The organism is Sphingomonas aquatilis (assembly GCF_014196115.1).
Classification (GTDB): Bacteria; Pseudomonadota; Alphaproteobacteria; order Sphingomonadales; family Sphingomonadaceae; genus Sphingomonas; species Sphingomonas aquatilis.
This window is the reverse complement of sequence record NZ_JACIDB010000001.1, coordinates 1,158,378-1,175,359: the sequence shown is the minus strand read 5'-3', so window position 1 is coordinate 1,175,359 and position 16,982 is coordinate 1,158,378. Positions and strand designations below refer to the sequence as shown.

The following is a 16,982-nucleotide window of genomic DNA, read 5'->3' as shown; positions in this document are numbered from 1 at the left end:
ACGACGGGACTCCCCATGCTTCGCGATCCTTCGACCAAATACCGCCCCTTCCCCACCATCGACCTCGCCGACCGGCAGTGGCCGTCGCGGGTGATCACCCAGGCGCCGCGCTGGCTGTCGACCGACCTGCGCGACGGCAACCAGGCGCTGATCGACCCGATGGACGCGGAAAAGAAGACGCGCTTCTTCGACCTGCTGGTGAAGGTCGGCCTCAAGGAAATCGAGGTCGGCTTCCCGAGCGCCGGTGCGACCGAGTTCGACTTCATCAGCGGCCTGGTGAAGACCGATCGCATCCCCGACGACGTGTTCGTGCAGGTGCTCACGCAGTCGCGCCGCGACCTGATCGAAACGAGCTTCGCGTCGCTGGACGGCGCGAAGCAGGCGATCGTTCACCTCTACAACGCCGTCTCGCCGGCGTGGCGCAAGATCGTGTTCGGCATGACCCGCGACGAGGTGAAGCGGATCGCGATCGAAGGCGCGAAGGTGCTGCGTGACGAGGCCGCCAAGCGCCCCGACACCGACTGGCGGTTCGAATACAGCCCCGAAACCTTTTCGACCGCCGAACTCGATTTCTCGGTCGAGGTGTGCGCCGCGGTGATGGACGTCCTGCGACCCACCGCCGACAAGCCGATCATCTTCAACCTGCCCGCCACCGTCGAGTGCGCGACGCCCAACGTCTACGCCGACCAGATCGAATGGTTCGGCCGCAACATTCCGAACCGCGACGCGGTGGTGATCTCGCTCCACACCCACAACGATCGCGGCACCGGCGTCGCCGCAGCGGAGCTGGGGCTGATGGCCGGCGCCGATCGCGTCGAAGGCTGCCTGCTCGGCAATGGCGAGCGCACCGGCAATTGCGATCTGGTGACCGTCGCGCTCAATATGTACACGCAGGGTGTCGACCCGCGGCTCGACCTGTCGGACATCGATGCCATCGTGAAGACGGTGGAATATGCGACGCGCATTCCCGTCCATCCCCGCACCCCCTATGCTGGCGAGCTGGTGTTCACCGCCTTTTCGGGTAGCCATCAGGACGCGATCAAGAAGGGCTTTGCGGCCCGCGAACAGCAGAACGACGAGGCGTGGGAAGTCCCCTATCTGCCGATCGACCCCGCCGACCTTGGCCGCAGCTACGAAGCGGTGATCCGCGTCAATTCGCAGTCCGGCAAGGGCGGCGTCGCCTGGGTGATCGAACAGGACAAGGGGCTGAAGCTGCCCAAGCGCCTCCAGGCCGATTTCAGCCGCCATGTTCAGGCGCTGGCCGACGAAACCAGCCGCGAACTCGGCGCCGCCGACATCTGGGGCCGGTTCGAAGCGACTTATCTGCCCCGCGAAGGCGACCGGTTCGTGCTGCGCGATTACGAGGAGCGCGGCAGTGCCGGGGATCGGCTGTTCGTCGGCCGTGTCGCGGTGGATGGCGAGGAACGCTCGATCTCCGGCCGCGGCAATGGCCTGATTTCCGGCGTCATCGCGGCGCTCGGCGAGACGACGGGGCCTGACCTCGACGTGGTCGATTACAGCGAGCATGCCATCGGCCATGGCGCCGATGCGCAGGCCGCGGCCTATGTCGAATGCCGCACCGCCGACGGGCGGACCGTGTTCGGCGTCGGCCTTGATACCGATATCGCCACCGCCTCGGTCCGCGCGGTGCTCAGCGCCGCCAACCGCGCCTGAAGCCCCAGGAGGCGCCGCCCCCGGGGTGGCGCCTCAGACGGTGAAGCTCTCGCCGCAGCCGCACGCGCCCTTCGCGTTAGGGTTGTTGAAGACGAAGCCGGCGGTGAAATCGTCCTCCACCCAGTCCATCGTCGATCCGACGAGGTACAGGATCGACCCGCCATCGACGAACAGCGTACCGCCGGGCGTCTCAATCCGCTCGTCGAAGGGCTTGGCTTCGGTGACGTAGTCGACCGAATAGGCGAGGCCCGAGCAGCCACGGCGCGGCGTCGACAGCTTGACGCCGATCGCGCCGTCGGGCGCGCGCGCCATCAGGTCGGCGATGCGCGCATCCGCCGATGGGGTGAGGATCAGCGGCGCCGGGCGCTGACGGAGCGTGGTGGCCATCACAGCATCCCCAATTCGAGTTTCGCCTCGTCGGACATCTTCTGCGGATCCCACGGCGGATCCCAGACGAGGTTCACGTCGGCGAAGGCGATACCCGGCACCGCGGCGACGCGCATCTCGACCTCGGCCGGCATCGACTCCGCGACCGGGCAATGCGGCGTGGTGAGCGTCATCGTCACCACCGCCTGCCCTTCGGCCGTCACCTCGACGCCGTAGATCAGGCCGAGGTCGTAGATGTTGACCGGGATTTCGGGATCGTAGATTTCCTTCAGCGCGTCGATCACGCCTTCGTACAGCGCGCCGCCGGGCTCGCCGGGCGCATCGCCCTGCGGCTTCTGCTGGAGGAAGCCCGACAGATAGTCGCGCTGGCGCGGCTCGACAGCGTCTTCGACGCGCGCGCGCGGCGGCGTTTCTACCGCGTCCACCTCTTCGATACGGATCGTATCGCTCATCCGAATATCCTCGTTACGCGTTCGACGCCCTTCACCAGCGCCTCGATATCCTGCGGGCCGTTATAGACCGCGAAGCTCGCCCGCGCGGTCGCGTCGACGCCCAGCGCCTCCATCAACGGCTGCGCACAATGGTGGCCGGCGCGGATCGCCACGCGGCCTTCGTCCAAGATGGTGCCGACGTCGTGCGGATGCACCCCCTGGACCGCAAAACTGACGATGCCGGCGCTGTCCTCCGGCCCGAACAGCCGGACAGAGTTGAGCGACGACAGCGCCGCGCGCGCGTCGCGGACCAATGCGGTTTCGTGCGCGTGGATCGCGGCGAGGCCGATGCCCTCGACGTAATCGATCGCGGCGGCGAGGCCGAGCGCGCCGACGATATGCGGGGTGCCTGCCTCGAATCGGCCCGGCGGGGGCGCATAGGTCGTCTTGGCGAAGGTAACGCGATCGATCATCGATCCGCCACCCTGATAGGGCTGCATAGCGGCGAGCAAATCGCCCTTGCCCCACAGCACGCCGATCCCGGTCGGGCCGTAGAGCTTGTGACCGGAGAAGACATAGAAGTCGCAGCCGATCGCAGCGACATCGACCGCGACGCGCGGCACCGCCTGGCAGCCGTCGAGCAGGATTTTCGCACCCACGGCGTGCGCGAGGTCCGTCGCGCGCTTGGCGTCGAGCACCGAGCCGAGGACGTTGGAGACATGCGCCAACGCGACCAGCTTGTGCTGCGGCGTCAGCATGCGCTCCATCGCGTCGAGGTCGATGCGATGGTCGTCCGTCAGCGGCAGCACGTCGATCGCGGCGCCGACGCGTTCGGCGACCATCTGCCAGGGTACGATGTTGCTGTGATGCTCCAGCATCGACAGCAGGATGCGGTCGCCGGCCTTGAGTTGCGTCGCCGCCCAGCATTGCGCGACGAGGTTGATCCCTTCGGTCGCGCCACGGACGAAGACGATCTCGTCGGGGGTCGTCGCGCCGATGAAGCGCGCGACCTTCTGGCGCGCCGCCTCATAGGCCAGCGTCATGTCGGCGGAGCGCTGGTACACGCCGCGGTGGACGGTCGCATAGGTCTCGCCATAGGCGCGCGCGATCGCGTCGAGCACAGGTTGCGGCTTCTGCGCGGTGGCGGCGGTGTCGAGATACGCCCAGCCGACGGGGATCGCGGGAAAGTCCGCGAGCCGGTCGAGAGGGGCTTCGGTGGCGGTCATGCGACAGCTCCGCACGCGCGGAAGTGGACGAAGTGGAGGGTACGTAACCCTTCAAAACGCCCTCTCCCGGCGGGAGAGGGAGGGAGCCGCAAAGCGGCGGAAGGGTGAGGGCAGTGGGCAGCGTCGATCATGCGCCGCCCTCACCCTCCCCACCCGGCTGCGCCGGGCGGGTCCCCTCCCTTTCCCGATGGGAGAGGGCTTTATCCAGCCAGACATCGGCGTCGGCTGCGAACATCTCGCGCACTTGCTCATCCGCGATCCGGTCGAGCGCATCCGCCACGAACGCGCGGGTCAGCAACGCCTTCGCCCGCGCCGCGGGGATGCCGCGGCTCTGCATGTAGAAGAGAGCGCGCGCGTCGAGTTCGCCGACCGTGGCGCCGTGCGCGCACTTCACGTCGTCGGCGAAGATTTCGAGCTCGGGCTTCAGGTTCACCGTCGCGGTGCGTTGCAGCAGCAGGCCGCGCAGCGACTGTTCGCCGTCGGTCTTCTGCGCATCGCGTGCGACCTCGACCGCGGCGGCGAGGCTGACCGTCGAGCGATCGGCGGCGACCGCGCGCCACAGCTGGTGTGACTGACCGTTGGGGTGGGCGTGGCGGACGCGGACCGCGCATTCCTGGCGCTGCTCGTCACGGGTCAGCAGCGCGCCGCCGAGTTCGGCATAGGCGCCGTCGCCGTTCAGCGTTAGCGCGGCGTCGAGGCGGGTGCCGGCAGCGGTGGCGCCCAATGCGACGCTGACGAAGCTGGCAGCTTCGGCGATGGCCACCTCGTCGCGGGTCGAGACGAAGCCGGCGTCCTGCACGATCCGCACCGCACGCATGACGCGGGCGCCCTTGCCCAGATCGAACCGGGTCAGCGTGTTGGTCCAGCCGGCGCCGGTATAGGTTTCGACCAGCGTGAGAACGGCGTCTTCGCCAAGCGTGATGCTGAGCGGGGTGTGGCCGTCACCGCCCGCATTAGCGCGTACGATCTCGAGGCGGGTGACGCTCTGGGGCGCGAGCGTCACCCCAAGCCCCTGCCCCGCCGCATGGCGGGCGAGCGGGTGGTCGCTGGCGAGCGTCGTGGGCGCGATGTCGAACCCGGCAGGCTGATCGACCAGATCGCCGTCCACGAACACCAGCCGAATGGCGTCGGCCAGGATCGGTTGCGGGATCGCTGCCGTCGTCGCGGACAGCGTGCGCGCGGCCTGCAGCGCGGGCATGTCGGCCCAGCGAAACGCCTCGTCGCGGGTGGTGGGAAGGTCGAGGACGTCGGTCATGCGGCGAGGCTCTTTTGATCGCGCGACAACGCGAAGACGCGAAGAGGGAGCGAGGTGATGCCTGCGGCGCTCGGCTTCCAGTCCCTTCCCGCCAGGGGGAGGTGGCGCGGCGCAACCGTGACGAAGGGGGAGGATGCGGCGAGGCTCACGTATGCGGAGACGCCCCCTCCACCATTCGCTGCGCGAACGGTCCCCCTCCCCCGCTTCGCGAGGGAGGACTTTGGGACGACCATCACGCGATCACCCCCGCATAGCCTTCCTTTTCCAGCTCCAGCGCAAGTTCCGGCCCGCCCGAACGGACGATGCGTCCATCCGCCAGCACATGGACGTGGTCGGGCTGCACGTAGTCGAGCAGGCGCTGGTAGTGGGTGATCAGCAGCACCGCCTTGTCGGCCTTGCGCATGATACGGTTGATGCCGTCGCCGACGATGCGCAGCGCATCGATGTCGAGGCCCGAGTCGGTCTCGTCGAGGATTGCGAACTTGGGGTCGACGATGCCCATCTGCACCATCTCGTTGCGCTTCTTCTCGCCGCCCGAAAAGCCGACGTTGACCGGGCGCTTGAGCATCTCGGCATCCATTTCGAGGCTGGCGGCCTGCGCGCGGGCGAGCTTCAGGAATTCGGCGCCCGACAGCGGCTTTTCGTCACGCGTCGCGCGCTGGGCGTTCAATGCCTCGCGCAAGAACTGGACGTTGCTGACGCCGGGGATTTCGACCGGATACTGGAAGCCGAGGAACAAGCCGGCGGCGCCGCGCTCGTTGGGCTCGAGCTCGAGCAGGTCCTGACCGTCGAAGGTGATCGATCCCTCGGTCACCTCATAGCCGGGACGGCCGCCGAGGACGTAGCCGAGCGTCGATTTGCCCGCGCCGTTCGGACCCATGATCGCATGGATCTCGCCCGCGTTGACGGTGAGGCTGAGGCCCTTGAGGATCGGCTTGCCGTCGATCTCGGCGTGGAGGTTTTCGATTTTCAGCATCAGCGGGAACGCTTCTTCTTTGAAAGATGGATAACGAAAAACAGGAACGAGAAAACGATTGCCAGCGTGCTCACCAAGCTAACCGCAATTGCCACCGCCAAGCCTGACCAGCCGGCAATCGTCACTCGCTAAGTCCGCCGCAGCACAACACGCCACCGTCACCCCGGACTTGTTCCGGGGTCCACTCCTCCACTCGGGCAGCGCCCCCTTGTGGCACGGTGGATGCCGGAACAAGTCCGGCATGACGGGGTACTTGGGTCATCCGACGGAGCCTTCCAGCGAAATCCCCAACAGCTTCTGCGCTTCGACCGCGAACTCCATCGGCAGCTGTTGCAGCACTTCGCGGGCGAAGCCGTTGACGATCAGCGCGACCGCCGCTTCCTGATCCAGGCCGCGGCTCATCGCGTAGAAGAGCTGGTCCTCGCTGATCTTCGACGTCGTCGCCTCATGCTCGATCTGCGCGCTGGGGTTCTTGACCTCGATGTACGGTACGGTGTGCGCGCCGCACCGGTCGCCGAGCAACAGGCTGTCGCACTGGGTGAAGTTGCGGACGTTCTCCGCGGTCGGCGCGACGCGCACCAGCCCGCGGTAGGTGTTGTCGGAGCGACCGGCGCTGATCCCCTTCGACACGATGGTCGATTTGGTGTTCTTGCCAAGGTGGATCATCTTGGTGCCGGTGTCGGCCTGCTGGCGATTGTTCGTCACCGCGACCGAGTAGAATTCGCCGACAGACCCATCGCCTGCCAGCACGCAGGAGGGATACTTCCAGGTGATCGCACTGCCGGTTTCGACCTGCGTCCACGACACCTTGCTGTTCTTGCCCTGGCAGAGCGCGCGCTTGGTGACGAAATTGTAGATGCCGCCCTTGCCGTCCTCGTCGCCCGGATACCAATTCTGGACGGTCGAATATTTGATCTCGGCATCGTCCATCGCGACGAGTTCGACGACCGCCGCGTGCAGCTGGTTCTCATCGCGCATCGGGGCGGTACAGCCCTCCAGATACGAGACGTACGACCCCTTGTCGGCGACGATCAGCGTGCGTTCGAACTGGCCGGTGTTTTCGGCGTTGATGCGGAAATAGGTCGACAGCTCCATCGGGCAGCGCACGCCCTCCGGGATGTAGACGAAGGTGCCGTCGCTGAAGACCGCGCTGTTGAGCGTCGCGAAGTAGTTGTCGCGCTGCGGCACGACCTTGCCGAGCCACTTCTTTACCAGCTCGGGATATTCGCGGATCGCTTCGCTGATCGAGCGGAAGATGACGCCCGCCGCTTCCAGTTCCTTGCGGAACGTCGTCGCCACCGACACGCTGTCGAACACCGCATCCACCGCGACGCGGCGCTTGGGCTCGCTGCCATCCTCGACGCCGGCGAGCATCTTCTGCTCCTCCAGCGGGATGCCGAGCTTTTCGTAGACGCGCAGGATTTCGGGATCGACCTCGTCGAGGCTGCCGAGCTTCGGCTTCGCCTTGGGCTCGGCGTAATAATAGGCGTCCTGGTAATCGATCGGGGGGACGTTGAGCTTGGCCCAGTCCGGCGCCTCCAGCGTCTGCCACAGGCGGAAGGCCTTCAGGCGCCAGTCGAGCATCCATTCGGGCTCGTCCTTCTTGGCGCTGATGTAGCGGACGGTGTCTTCGCTCAGCCCCTTGGGCGCGAAGTCCTGTTCGATGTCAGAGGTGAAGCCCCATTCGTAGGTCTTCGAGACGGCCGCATAGGCTTCGGCGTTCTTGGTGGCCATGGGTTACACCTGTACAGGAATGCGGGGCGCGGCGGCGGCGACCGGCGCGCGGGAGAGATGGGCGAGGCTAACACCGGCGAGCGCGCCGCGGACGGCTTCGTTGACGATGCCCCAGTGCGGGCGGACCTGGCACGCGCCTTCGATCGCGCAGTCGTGGCGGCTGCCTTCGACGCAGGAGGTCAGCTGGATCGGGCCCTCGACCGCCTCGACGATGTCGGCGAGGCTGATCGCGGAGGGCGGGCGCGACAGGCGAAAGCCGCCGCCAGTGCCGCGCGTGCTTTCGATCAGGCCGGCGGAGGACAGGCGGCTGACGAGCTTCTGCGCGGTGGGCAGCGGCACGCCGGTTTCCTCGGCGAGCAGCGTCGCGTTGAGCCGGCCCGCCGCACCGCAATGGCGCGCGGCGGCGGACATCATCACGACCGCATAATCGGCGAGGCTGGAAAGGCGCATGGCTCCGAACTGCTTGTCGCGCGCCGGTTGTTGAGAACGGCTCGCAAATCGGATCAATTCGATCCGATTGCCAGATAGGGGTTTGTGTGGCGGGGTCAAGCGGGGTGTGGCGTTTGGGTGCATGCGGTGCGGAAGGGGCGCGAATTTCGCACGGGGGGCGCCCCTCGCTGCGTCATTCCCGCGGAGGCGGGAATCCAGACGCGCAGGTATTCGCTGGGGCCGCACCGGTAGCGGTTATGGATTCCCGCCTTCGCGGGAATGACGGATGGGGTGTGGCCACCGTGCGCGCCCCCTCGTCATCCCGGCGAACGCCGGGATCCATGGATGCGGGACGCTGATGTTGGGCAGAAGCCGCGGAAGGCATCGTGTCCATGGATCCCGGCTTTCGCCGGGATGACGAAGGAGAGGATCAGGGAGGGAGCGACGAAGCGGAAGCGGACCGCTTTGACCTTCGCCCTCCCCAATGCGATGGGCGGCACCATGTATCAGACCCTGCGCCCGCTGCTGTTCACTCTCGACGCCGAGCGCGCGCATGGGTTGACGTTGAAGGCCTTGGCGGCACGCGGAAAACTGCCCGTCGTGGCTCCCACCTCAAACCCGCGACTCGCGACGCAGATCGGCGCTCTCCGCTTCGCCAATCCGCTTGGCGTCGCGGCGGGCCTCGACAAGGATGGCGTGGCGGTTGACGGGCTGTTTGCGATGGGCTTCGGCGCGGTGGAGATGGGGACGCTGACCCCCCTGCCCCAGGCCGGCAACGCCAAACCGCGGCTGTTTCGGCTGGTCGCGGATCGCGCGGTCATCAACCGGATGGGGTTCAACAACGGTGGCCTGGACGCGGGCCTCGCCAATGCCCGTGCCGCAAAACGGCGCTCCGGCCGGCTCGGCATCAATGTCGGCGCCAACAAGGACGCGACCGATCGCATCGCCGATTACGTCACCGGCGTCACCGCCGCGGCCCCCCTCGCCGATTATGTCACGATCAACATCTCCTCGCCCAACACGCCGGGCCTGCGCGACCTGCAGCATGGCGCAGCGCTGGACGAGCTGCTCGCCGCCTGTACCGAGGCGCGGGGCAGCACGCCGCTGTTCCTGAAGGTCGCGCCCGATCTCGATGCGGCCGCGATCGATGGCATCGTCCGTGCGGCGATCGAGCGGCGGATCGATGCGATCATCATGGGCAACACTACCGTCTCGCGCCCACCGCTGCGCAGCCCGCATGCCGGCGAAACCGGCGGCCTGTCGGGCGCGCCGCTTGCCACGCTCGCCCGCCAGCGCCTCGCCGATGTGCGATCCGCCAGTGGCGGCGGCATCGCGCTGATCGCGGCAGGCGGCATCGATAGCGGCGCGGAAGCTTATGCGCGCATCCGGGCAGGCTCATCGTTCGTGCAGCTCTATTCGGCGCTGGTCTTCGCAGGACCCGGCCTCGCCCGCCGCATCCTGACCGATCTCGACGCACGCCTTGCCCGCGATGGCTTCGCCAGCGTCACGGATGCCGTAGGGGCGTAACGGCTTGCCCTGACGCGGCGAGGCGTTAGGTTTCGCCGCGATGACCAGACTTGCCCTGACGCTCGCCCTCCTATCGCTGCCGCTGCCCGCCCTTGCGGCACCGGCGAAGACCCCGGCCGGCCCCAAAGCGCCCGGAGCGACGGTGCCCGCTAAAGTACCTGGCATGGTCAGCGCCGCCGATCCGCGTGCGGCGGCGGCGGGCGTCGAGATGCTGAAGGCTGGCGGCAGCGCCACCGATGCGGCGATCGCCACGATGCTGGCGCTGAACGTCGTCGAGCCGCAAAGCTCTGGCCTGGGCGGAGGCAGCTTCTGGGTGCGCCACGCCGCCCGCACCGGCCAGATCGACACGATCGACGCGCGCGAAACCGCACCGCACGCCGCCACCCCGCGCTGGTTCTACGCCGCCGACGGCACGCCGCTGTCGCATGCCGATGCCGTCCCCGGCGGCCGCAGCGTCGGCGTTCCGGGTGCGCTGCGCGGTATGGCGTTGGCGCATCGCAACGGCGGCAAGCTGCCATGGGCGCGGCTGTTCGCGCCCGCGATCCGGCTGGCCAAGCAGGGATTCCAGCCCTCGCCGCGCTTCAACAATGCGGTCCGCTCGTTTGGCGGCGACCTGACGCCGCAGGGCAGCGCCACCTTCACGCCCGGCACCGACGGCCTGATCCGCAATCCGGCGCAGGCGGCGCTGCTCGAACGGATCGCCAAGCTCGGCCCGGACAGCTTCTACGTCGGTCCGCAGGCGCAAAAGCTCGTCGCGACGGTCAACGGTGCCGCGCGCAACCCGTCGCAGATGACCACCGGCGACATCGCCAATTACGAAGCGAAGCCGCGCCCGAACCTGTGCGTGCCGTATCGCACCTACAAGATCTGCGGCATGGGCCCGCCCTCGTCGGGCGGGATCACCGTGCTGATGATCCTGAAGCAGCTGGAACGGTTCGACATGGGCAAGCTCGGCCCGGCCAGCCCGGTGGCCTGGCATCTGTTCGCCGAAAGCTCGCGCCTCGCCTATGCCGACCGCAACATGTACGTCGGCGATCCCGATTTCGTGCGCGTGCCGATCACGGGCATGCTCGATCCCGCCTATATCGCACAGCGGTCTGCGCTGATTTCGCCCAGCACGACGATGGCGACGGTCAGTGCCGGCACGCCGCCGGGCGCGCCGCCGCGCACCGCGGCGCCGGTCAGCGAGGTGCCCGGCACCACCGACCTCGCCGTTGCCGATCGTGACGGCAATGTCGTCGAGGTGACGACCACGATCGAAGGGCCGTTCGGATCGGGGCTGATGGTCGACGGCACGATGCTGAACAACGAACTGACCGATTTCGACATCGTGCCCGTGGATGCAGGCTATCTGGTCGCCAACCGGGTCGAGGGCGGAAAGCGCCCGCGCAGCTCGATGGCGCCGACGATCGTTTATGACGCGCAGGGCAAGGTGCGCCTTGCGCTCGGCGCGGCGGGCGGATCGACGATCATCGCGCAGATCGCCAAGGCGCTGATCGGCGTGCTCGACTGGAATCTGTCGGCGGAGGACGCGATCCGCCTCGGCCTCGTCTACGCACCCGGCCCCGTCGCGACGCTGGAAAAGGGCACGCCCGCCGAAGCGCTCCAGCCCGCGCTCGCCAAGCTCGGCGAACGGACGCAGATCGCCCCGCTGGGCCTCAAGGCCAACGCGATCGAATGGAAGGGCAACCGCTGGGTCGGGGCCGCCGATCCGCGCAGCGAGGGCGCCGCGATCGACGAGACGGGCCGCGTTACCAAACCGCTGCCCATGGCCCCCGTCGCCAATCGCCCCTCGGAATAAAAAGCGCGTCACGGACGTTACGGCAGGCGCGGGATCCACACGCGCCGCCGGCATGCAGGAGAGAGCCATGCGCACCCTCGAACACTTCCCCAATCTCGTCACCATGTTCTTCACGCGCGCGGCGGAAAAGGGTGACTCCCCCTTCCTGTGGGCGAAGCGCGACGGCCAATGGGTCGCCACGAGCTGGGCAGAAGCGGCGCGGCAGGTGTCGAGCCTTGCCGCCGGCCTGAAGGCGATCGGCATGAAGCGCGGCGACCGGGTGATGCTGGTCGCCGAGAACCGGCCGGAATGGTGCATCAGCGACCTTGCCATCATGGCGGCGGGCTGCGTCACCGTGCCGACCTACACGACCAACACCGAGCGCGACCATGCGCACATCATCGAAAATTCGGGCGCCTGCGCGATCATCGTATCGACCGAAAAGCTCGCCCGGACGCTGATGCCCGCGGTGCTGCGATCGAACCAGGGGCAGACGGTGATCGGCATCGACCCGATGCGCGCGCCGTCGACCAGCATCGATTTTCACGACTGGCACCGGCTGATCGCGGATCATCCCGCCGATCCCGTGCGCGTCGCGGCGGAGGCGGATTTCCAGCGCAACGACCTGGCCTGCATCATCTACACCAGCGGCACCGGCGGCGCGCCGCGCGGCGTGATGCAGCACCATGGCGCGCTGCTGCACAATGTGAACGGCTGCGCCGCGCTGATCTCCGAGGATTTCGGCTGGGACGACGAGGTGTTCCTGTCGTTCCTGCCGCTCTCCCACGCCTATGAGCATACCGGCGGGCAGCATTTCCCGATCGGGCTGGGCGGCCAGATCTATTACGCCGAGGGCCTCGACAAGCTCGCCGCCAATATCGAGGAAGTGCGCCCGACGATCATGTTCGTCGTGCCGCGCCTGTTCGAAGTGCTGCGCACGCGGATCAGCAAGGCGATCGAGAAGAAGGGCGGCATGTCCGCCTGGCTGTTCGACAAGGCGCTGGAGATCGGCGCGAAGCAGAGCGCGGGGCGGCTCTCGCTCACCGACCGGCCGACCAAGCTGTTGGTCGATACGCTGTTCAAGCCCAAGATCGCCAAGCGCTTCGGCGGGCGGATGAAGGCGATGGTGTCGGGCGGCGCGCCGCTGACGCCGGAGGTCGGGTTGTTCTTCCAGAGCCTCGGCCTCACCTTCCTGCAGGGCTATGGCCAGACCGAGGCGGCGCCGGTGATCTCGTGCAACCGGCCGCGCGTGGGCGTGAAGGTCGACACGGTCGGCCCGCCGCTCGAGGCGACCGAGGTGGTGATCGCGCCCGACGGCGAAATCCTGGTGCGCGGCGAGCTGGTCATGCACGGCTATTGGCGCAACGAGGCGGAAACCGCGCGCGTGCTGCGCGACGGCTGGCTGCACACGGGCGACATCGGCGAGATCGACGCGGCCGGCCGGATCAAGATCACCGACCGCAAGAAAGACCTGATCATCAACGACAAGGGCGAGAATGTCGCGCCGCAGAAGGTCGAGGGCATGCTGACGCTGCAGCCTGAGATCGTCCAGGCGATGATCGCCGGCGACCGCCGCCCCTATATGGTGGCGGTGATCGTGCCCGACCCCGAATGGACGCAGGAATGGTGCGCGGCGAACGGCACCGCCTGCAAGGCAGCGCGCCTTGCGGAAAACAGCGAATATCGCACCGCGATCGGCCATGCCGTGGAACGCGTGAACAAGGACCTGTCCGTCACCGAACGCATCCGCCGCTTCATCCTGGCGGACGAACCCTTCGCGATCGAAAACGAACAGCTGACCCCCAGCCTGAAGATCCGCCGCCACGTGATCCGCGGCGTGTACGGCGAACGACTGGATGCGTTGTACAAGGGGTGAGCGTAAAAGGGGGGGAGCGAGGCTAATTCTCGGTCGCAGGCGCACCGCTGACCTCCCCCTCCGACACGCCTGCGGCGTGCCACCTCCCCTGGCGGGGGAGGACTTAGTTGCAATTCCTCCCCCGCCAGGGGGAGGTGGCAGCGCAGCTGACGGAGGGGGAGGTCAGGATGAAGCTCGGCGGCACCAAACGAAACCTCGCCGACGCAAAGGCACTGAGGCGAACCTCACCCTCCCCGAGATCCTGCTCTGGCGCGAACTCCGCAAACTTCCGCTCCGCATACGGAAGCAGGTCCCCGCCGCTCCATACGTCCTCGACTTCTACTGCGCGAAAGCCCGGCTGGTAATCGAAGTCGACGGCGAAGCACATGACCGCGGCGACCGCCCCGAACGCGACGCGAGGCGAGACGCGTGGCTCGCCGAACAGGGCGTCATGACCCTGCGCATCCCGGCCACCGACATACTCCGCGATCTCGATGCGGTGATGCGGCTCATCCTCCCCGAGCTGAACGCGCGCGGAAACGCCCCCTCCACCACCCGCTGACGCGGGCGGTCCCCCTCCCCCGCTAAAGCGAGGGAGGACTTTTCAGCCATTCCTCCCCCGCCAGGGGGAGGTGGCAGCGTAGCTGACGGAGGGGGAGGTCACGGCGCGCTCGCGTCCCCGCCCCCTCACTTCTTCCGCGGCAGCACCGCAAGCGTCCAGTCCTTCTCCGGCACCAGATATTTCGCCGCCGTCGCCTGCAATACCTGCGGCGTCACTTCGCCGAAGTCGCGGCCCAGGCGGCGGACCGCGTCGATGCGGCGTTCGTCGAACGTGCCGCCCGACATTTCGCGCAGCCAGAACAGGCTGCTGGTCGCGGCACGGGCGTAGCTTTGCTGTAGCGGCCCCTTCACGCGTTCGAGCTCGTCGGCGGTGACCGGCGTCTTGGCGAGGTCCGCGGCAATCTTGCGGGCGAGGCTGAAGAACAGCGGCACGTTGGCGGGCGCGACCTGGCTCACCGCCATCAGGCGGCCGCCGCCGGGCAGGCCGCGGGGCCAGCTGCTCGCGACGCCGGGGCTGTAGCTCGCGCCCTCCGCCTGGCGCATCTGTTCGAACAGGCGGTCGCTGAACACCTGCGCCAGCACGTCCAGCCGCCGCGCCTCGGCGATGTCGGTCAGACCCGCGCCGGTCGGCCAGGCGATGACCGCGCTCGCCTGATTGTCGGGACCGTTGTGATAGCGCAGCACGGGGCTCGCGACATGCGCGGGGAAGCGCACCGGCGGCGGCGCGGTCGAGCTGTCCACGCGCGGTGGCAGCGCGCCGAAGCTCTTGGCCACCGCGGCGATCGCCTCGTCCGGGTTGATCTGGCCGAACACGTCGACCTCGATCGGACCGCTGGCGAGCAGCGGCGCCCAGAACGCCTTGAACTGCTCCGGCGTCAGCGACGACACCGTCTTGGCACTCGGCGTCAGCCAGCGCTGGTCGCCATCGTGCAACAGCCCTTCGAGGTCGCGCGACAGCACGCCGTCGGCCGACGAATCATAGCCGGGGATCGCGGTCAGCGCCGACGACTTCGCCCGCGCGACCGGCGCCGCATCCCAGCGCGGATAGGCGAGCTTCGCCGCCGCCAGCGTCAGTTCGTCGGCATAATCCTTGGGGCTGCTCAGCGTCGCGATCGAAAAGGCATCGTCGTCGATCCCGAAGTCTAGGCCGAGTTGCCGCCCCGCGGTCAGCTGATCGAGGTCGTCCTGGCTGAGGGTGCCGATGCCGCTTTCCATCAGCGCAAGGTCGCCCGCCCAGGCGGGGCTCGGCTTGCTCGCGGGCAAGGCATTGTAGCCGCGCCCGAAGCGCACGCGCACGAACACGCGCCCCGTATCGTCGGGATTGGCGAAGGTCAGCAGCCGCACGCCGTTCGAAAACACCACCTTTTCCGATGGCAGCCCGGCGATCTGCGTCCGCGACAGGACCGTACCGGGCTTGCCCAGCGCGGGCAGCTTGCTGAAATCGACCGCCGCCTGCGATGCGCGCTTGATCGTCAGCGTCGACACGTCGGCCTTCAGCGCCGCCGCCAGCTTTTCCGCCGCGCCCTTCTCGGCGGTGCGCGTGTTGACCAGCGCGCGCGTCGCGACGCCGGCGAAGATTTTCTTCGTCGAGGCGAGCACATCGGCGGGGTTGAACATGCCCTTCGCCTTGGCGTCGGTCAGGATGGCATAGCTGTTGGCGGGTGCGGTCACGGTTTCGCGGATGTCGAGCGCGCCGGCCATGTCGTCGGCCTGCTTGGCGCTCGCCTCGACCTGCGCGGTCTCCACGCCGTTGCGGATCGCGACCTCGTAATCGGCATATTCGCGGTCGATCTCGGCCTGCGTCGGTGGCGTCTTCTGCGCGTCGGCGATCACCGCGCGCACGTCCTTCAACGCCTGTTCCCACTGATCGCCGACGGGCAGGATCATGACGGTCGTCATGTTCGCTGAGCGCGACCGGTCGTCGAGGTCGACGCCCGCCTGCACGAAGCTGGCGCCCGCGCGCGCACGCCGCTCCAGCCGGCGGCTGATGACGCGTGCCGCGATCGTGTCGACCATCCGCTTCTGATTGAAGATCTTCGTGTCGTCATTGTACTGCCACGGCCGCACGACGCCCATCATGACGAGCGGCGGCATGCCCGGTTCGACCATCACGGCAGAGGTCGGCTCGTTGGGCGACGGCTTGCCGAAATCGGGTGCGGGCGTCGCCGGGCCATTGCCTTTCCAGCCGGCGAAATGCTGCGTCACCATCCGACCGAGCGTCGCCGGGTCCATGTCGCCCGAGATGATCACGACCGCGTTTTCGGGCCGATACCAGCGATCGTGGAACGCCTTCACGCTCGCTCCATTCGCCGCCTCCAAAGTCTGGAGCGTCCCGATCGGCGACCGTTCGGCGAGCGGCTGGCCGGCGAAGAATAATTTGCTCATCGCCTCCTGCAACTTCACCTGCGGCCCCGGCTGTTCGCGGCGCTCGGCCAGCACGATCGGCCGTTCGGCGGAGACCGCCGCATCGGTCAGCGTCGGCTGTTCCATCATGCCCGACAGGATCTTCAGGCTTTCATCGACCGTCTGCTCGGTCGCGGATGGCAGATCGAGCTTGTAGAGCGTCTGCGTCGGCGTGGTCGAGGCGTTGCTGTCCGACCCGAAGGTCGCGCCAAACCGCTGCCACACCCGCTTCGCCTCGCCATCGGGCACATATTCCGATCCGCGGAACGACAGGTGCTCGATGAAATGGGCGTAGCCGCGCTCGCTGTCTTTCTCGTTGAGCGACCCGGCGTCGATCCGTACGCGGATCGACACCTGGCCCGGCGGCACCCCGTTCTTGCGCACGGCATAGCGCAGGCCGTTGGGCAGGGTGCCGAACACCCAGGCCGGATCGTGCGGCAGGTCGCTGCCCTTGTAGAGCCAGGCGGTCGGATCGACCTTGACCGCGGGGGCCGCCTGGGCCGCCACTGCGGAGCGGGGCGCCTTGACCTGGGCGATGCCACCGGTGGCCAGAGCGAGGACGAGTACGGGCGCGAATGCGCGGGAAAGATACGCCATGGCCCCTGCTGTAGCGTGGCACGACGGGCGCCGCCAGCGAGGACACCATCTGTGCCGACGCTCCATGTTTCGGTCATGATTTGGCCCCGGTATGCCGATACCCAAGCCCCGCAAAACAATCAGGATGAGCGGCGCATACGGCATCAT

General features: G+C 67.8%; 13 protein-coding genes. 5 read left to right on the top strand and 8 right to left on the bottom strand.

Annotation, left to right across the window (positions count from 1 at the left end; all coding sequences use genetic code 11):
- Positions 1–15: 15 nt before the first annotated feature.
- Positions 16–1,674 carry a 2-isopropylmalate synthase gene (leuA, locus tag GGR47_RS05490; RefSeq protein ID WP_147037314.1) on the top strand — a complete coding sequence of 553 codons (1,659 nt, stop codon included), beginning with the start codon at positions 16–18 and terminating at the stop codon, positions 1,672–1,674.
- Positions 1,675–1,707: 33 nt separating this feature from the next.
- Here leuA and GGR47_RS05485 read toward each other — a convergent pair whose 3' ends face one another.
- The 7 genes from GGR47_RS05485 to GGR47_RS05455 form a co-directional block, all read right to left on the bottom strand.
- Positions 1,708–2,061, bottom strand: coding sequence for a HesB/IscA family protein (locus GGR47_RS05485; protein WP_017978364.1), 354 nt, complete (start codon positions 2,059–2,061; stop codon positions 1,708–1,710).
- Positions 2,061–2,513, bottom strand: coding sequence for an SUF system Fe-S cluster assembly protein (locus GGR47_RS05480; RefSeq protein ID WP_063688548.1), 453 nt, complete (start codon positions 2,511–2,513; stop codon positions 2,061–2,063). Before GGR47_RS05480 ends, GGR47_RS05485 begins: the two co-directional genes overlap by 1 nt.
- Positions 2,510–3,718, bottom strand: a complete 1,209-nt coding sequence (locus tag GGR47_RS05475) for an aminotransferase class V-fold PLP-dependent enzyme (RefSeq protein ID WP_147037315.1) — start codon at positions 3,716–3,718, stop codon at positions 2,510–2,512. The genes GGR47_RS05480 and GGR47_RS05475 overlap by 4 nt, the downstream gene beginning before the upstream one ends.
- Positions 3,719–3,845: 127 nt before the next feature.
- A complete protein-coding gene (locus GGR47_RS05470) occupies positions 3,846–4,973 on the bottom strand; it encodes a SufB/SufD family protein (RefSeq protein ID WP_183949448.1) in 1,128 nt (375 codons plus the stop codon).
- Between the two features lie 232 nt (positions 4,974–5,205).
- Positions 5,206–5,949, bottom strand: coding sequence for a Fe-S cluster assembly ATPase SufC (gene sufC / locus GGR47_RS05465; RefSeq protein WP_147036537.1), 744 nt, complete (start codon positions 5,947–5,949; stop codon positions 5,206–5,208).
- Between the two features lie 258 nt (positions 5,950–6,207).
- Positions 6,208–7,683 carry a Fe-S cluster assembly protein SufB gene (gene sufB / locus GGR47_RS05460; RefSeq protein ID WP_147036536.1) on the bottom strand — a complete coding sequence of 492 codons (1,476 nt, stop codon included), beginning with the start codon at positions 7,681–7,683 and terminating at the stop codon, positions 6,208–6,210.
- 3 nt (positions 7,684–7,686) lie between these two features.
- A complete protein-coding gene (locus GGR47_RS05455; RefSeq protein WP_147036535.1) occupies positions 7,687–8,133 on the bottom strand; it encodes an SUF system Fe-S cluster assembly regulator in 447 nt (148 codons plus the stop codon).
- Between the two features lie 468 nt (positions 8,134–8,601).
- On the opposite strand from GGR47_RS05455, the gene GGR47_RS05450 reads away from it, so the two are divergent.
- The 4 genes from GGR47_RS05450 (at position 8,602) to GGR47_RS19325 (ending at position 13,836) form a co-directional block, all read left to right on the top strand.
- A complete protein-coding gene (locus GGR47_RS05450) occupies positions 8,602–9,639 on the top strand; it encodes a quinone-dependent dihydroorotate dehydrogenase (protein ID WP_147036540.1) in 1,038 nt (345 codons plus the stop codon).
- A 40-nt stretch (positions 9,640–9,679) separates the two neighbouring features.
- Positions 9,680–11,440, top strand: coding sequence for a gamma-glutamyltransferase (gene ggt, locus GGR47_RS05445; RefSeq protein WP_371859739.1), 1,761 nt, complete (start codon positions 9,680–9,682; stop codon positions 11,438–11,440).
- A gap of 67 nt (positions 11,441–11,507) precedes the next feature.
- Positions 11,508–13,295 carry an AMP-dependent synthetase/ligase gene (locus tag GGR47_RS05440; protein WP_147036534.1) on the top strand — a complete coding sequence of 596 codons (1,788 nt, stop codon included), beginning with the start codon at positions 11,508–11,510 and terminating at the stop codon, positions 13,293–13,295.
- Complete coding sequence (locus tag GGR47_RS19325; protein ID WP_147036533.1) at positions 13,276–13,836, top strand: endonuclease domain-containing protein; 561 nt, start codon at positions 13,276–13,278, stop codon at positions 13,834–13,836. Before GGR47_RS05440 ends, GGR47_RS19325 begins: the two co-directional genes overlap by 20 nt.
- 125 nt (positions 13,837–13,961) lie before the next feature.
- On the opposite strand, the gene GGR47_RS05430 is transcribed toward GGR47_RS19325, so the two are convergent.
- Positions 13,962–16,835, bottom strand: a complete 2,874-nt coding sequence (locus GGR47_RS05430) for a M16 family metallopeptidase (RefSeq protein WP_147036532.1) — start codon at positions 16,833–16,835, stop codon at positions 13,962–13,964.
- Positions 16,836–16,982 lie beyond the last annotated feature (147 nt).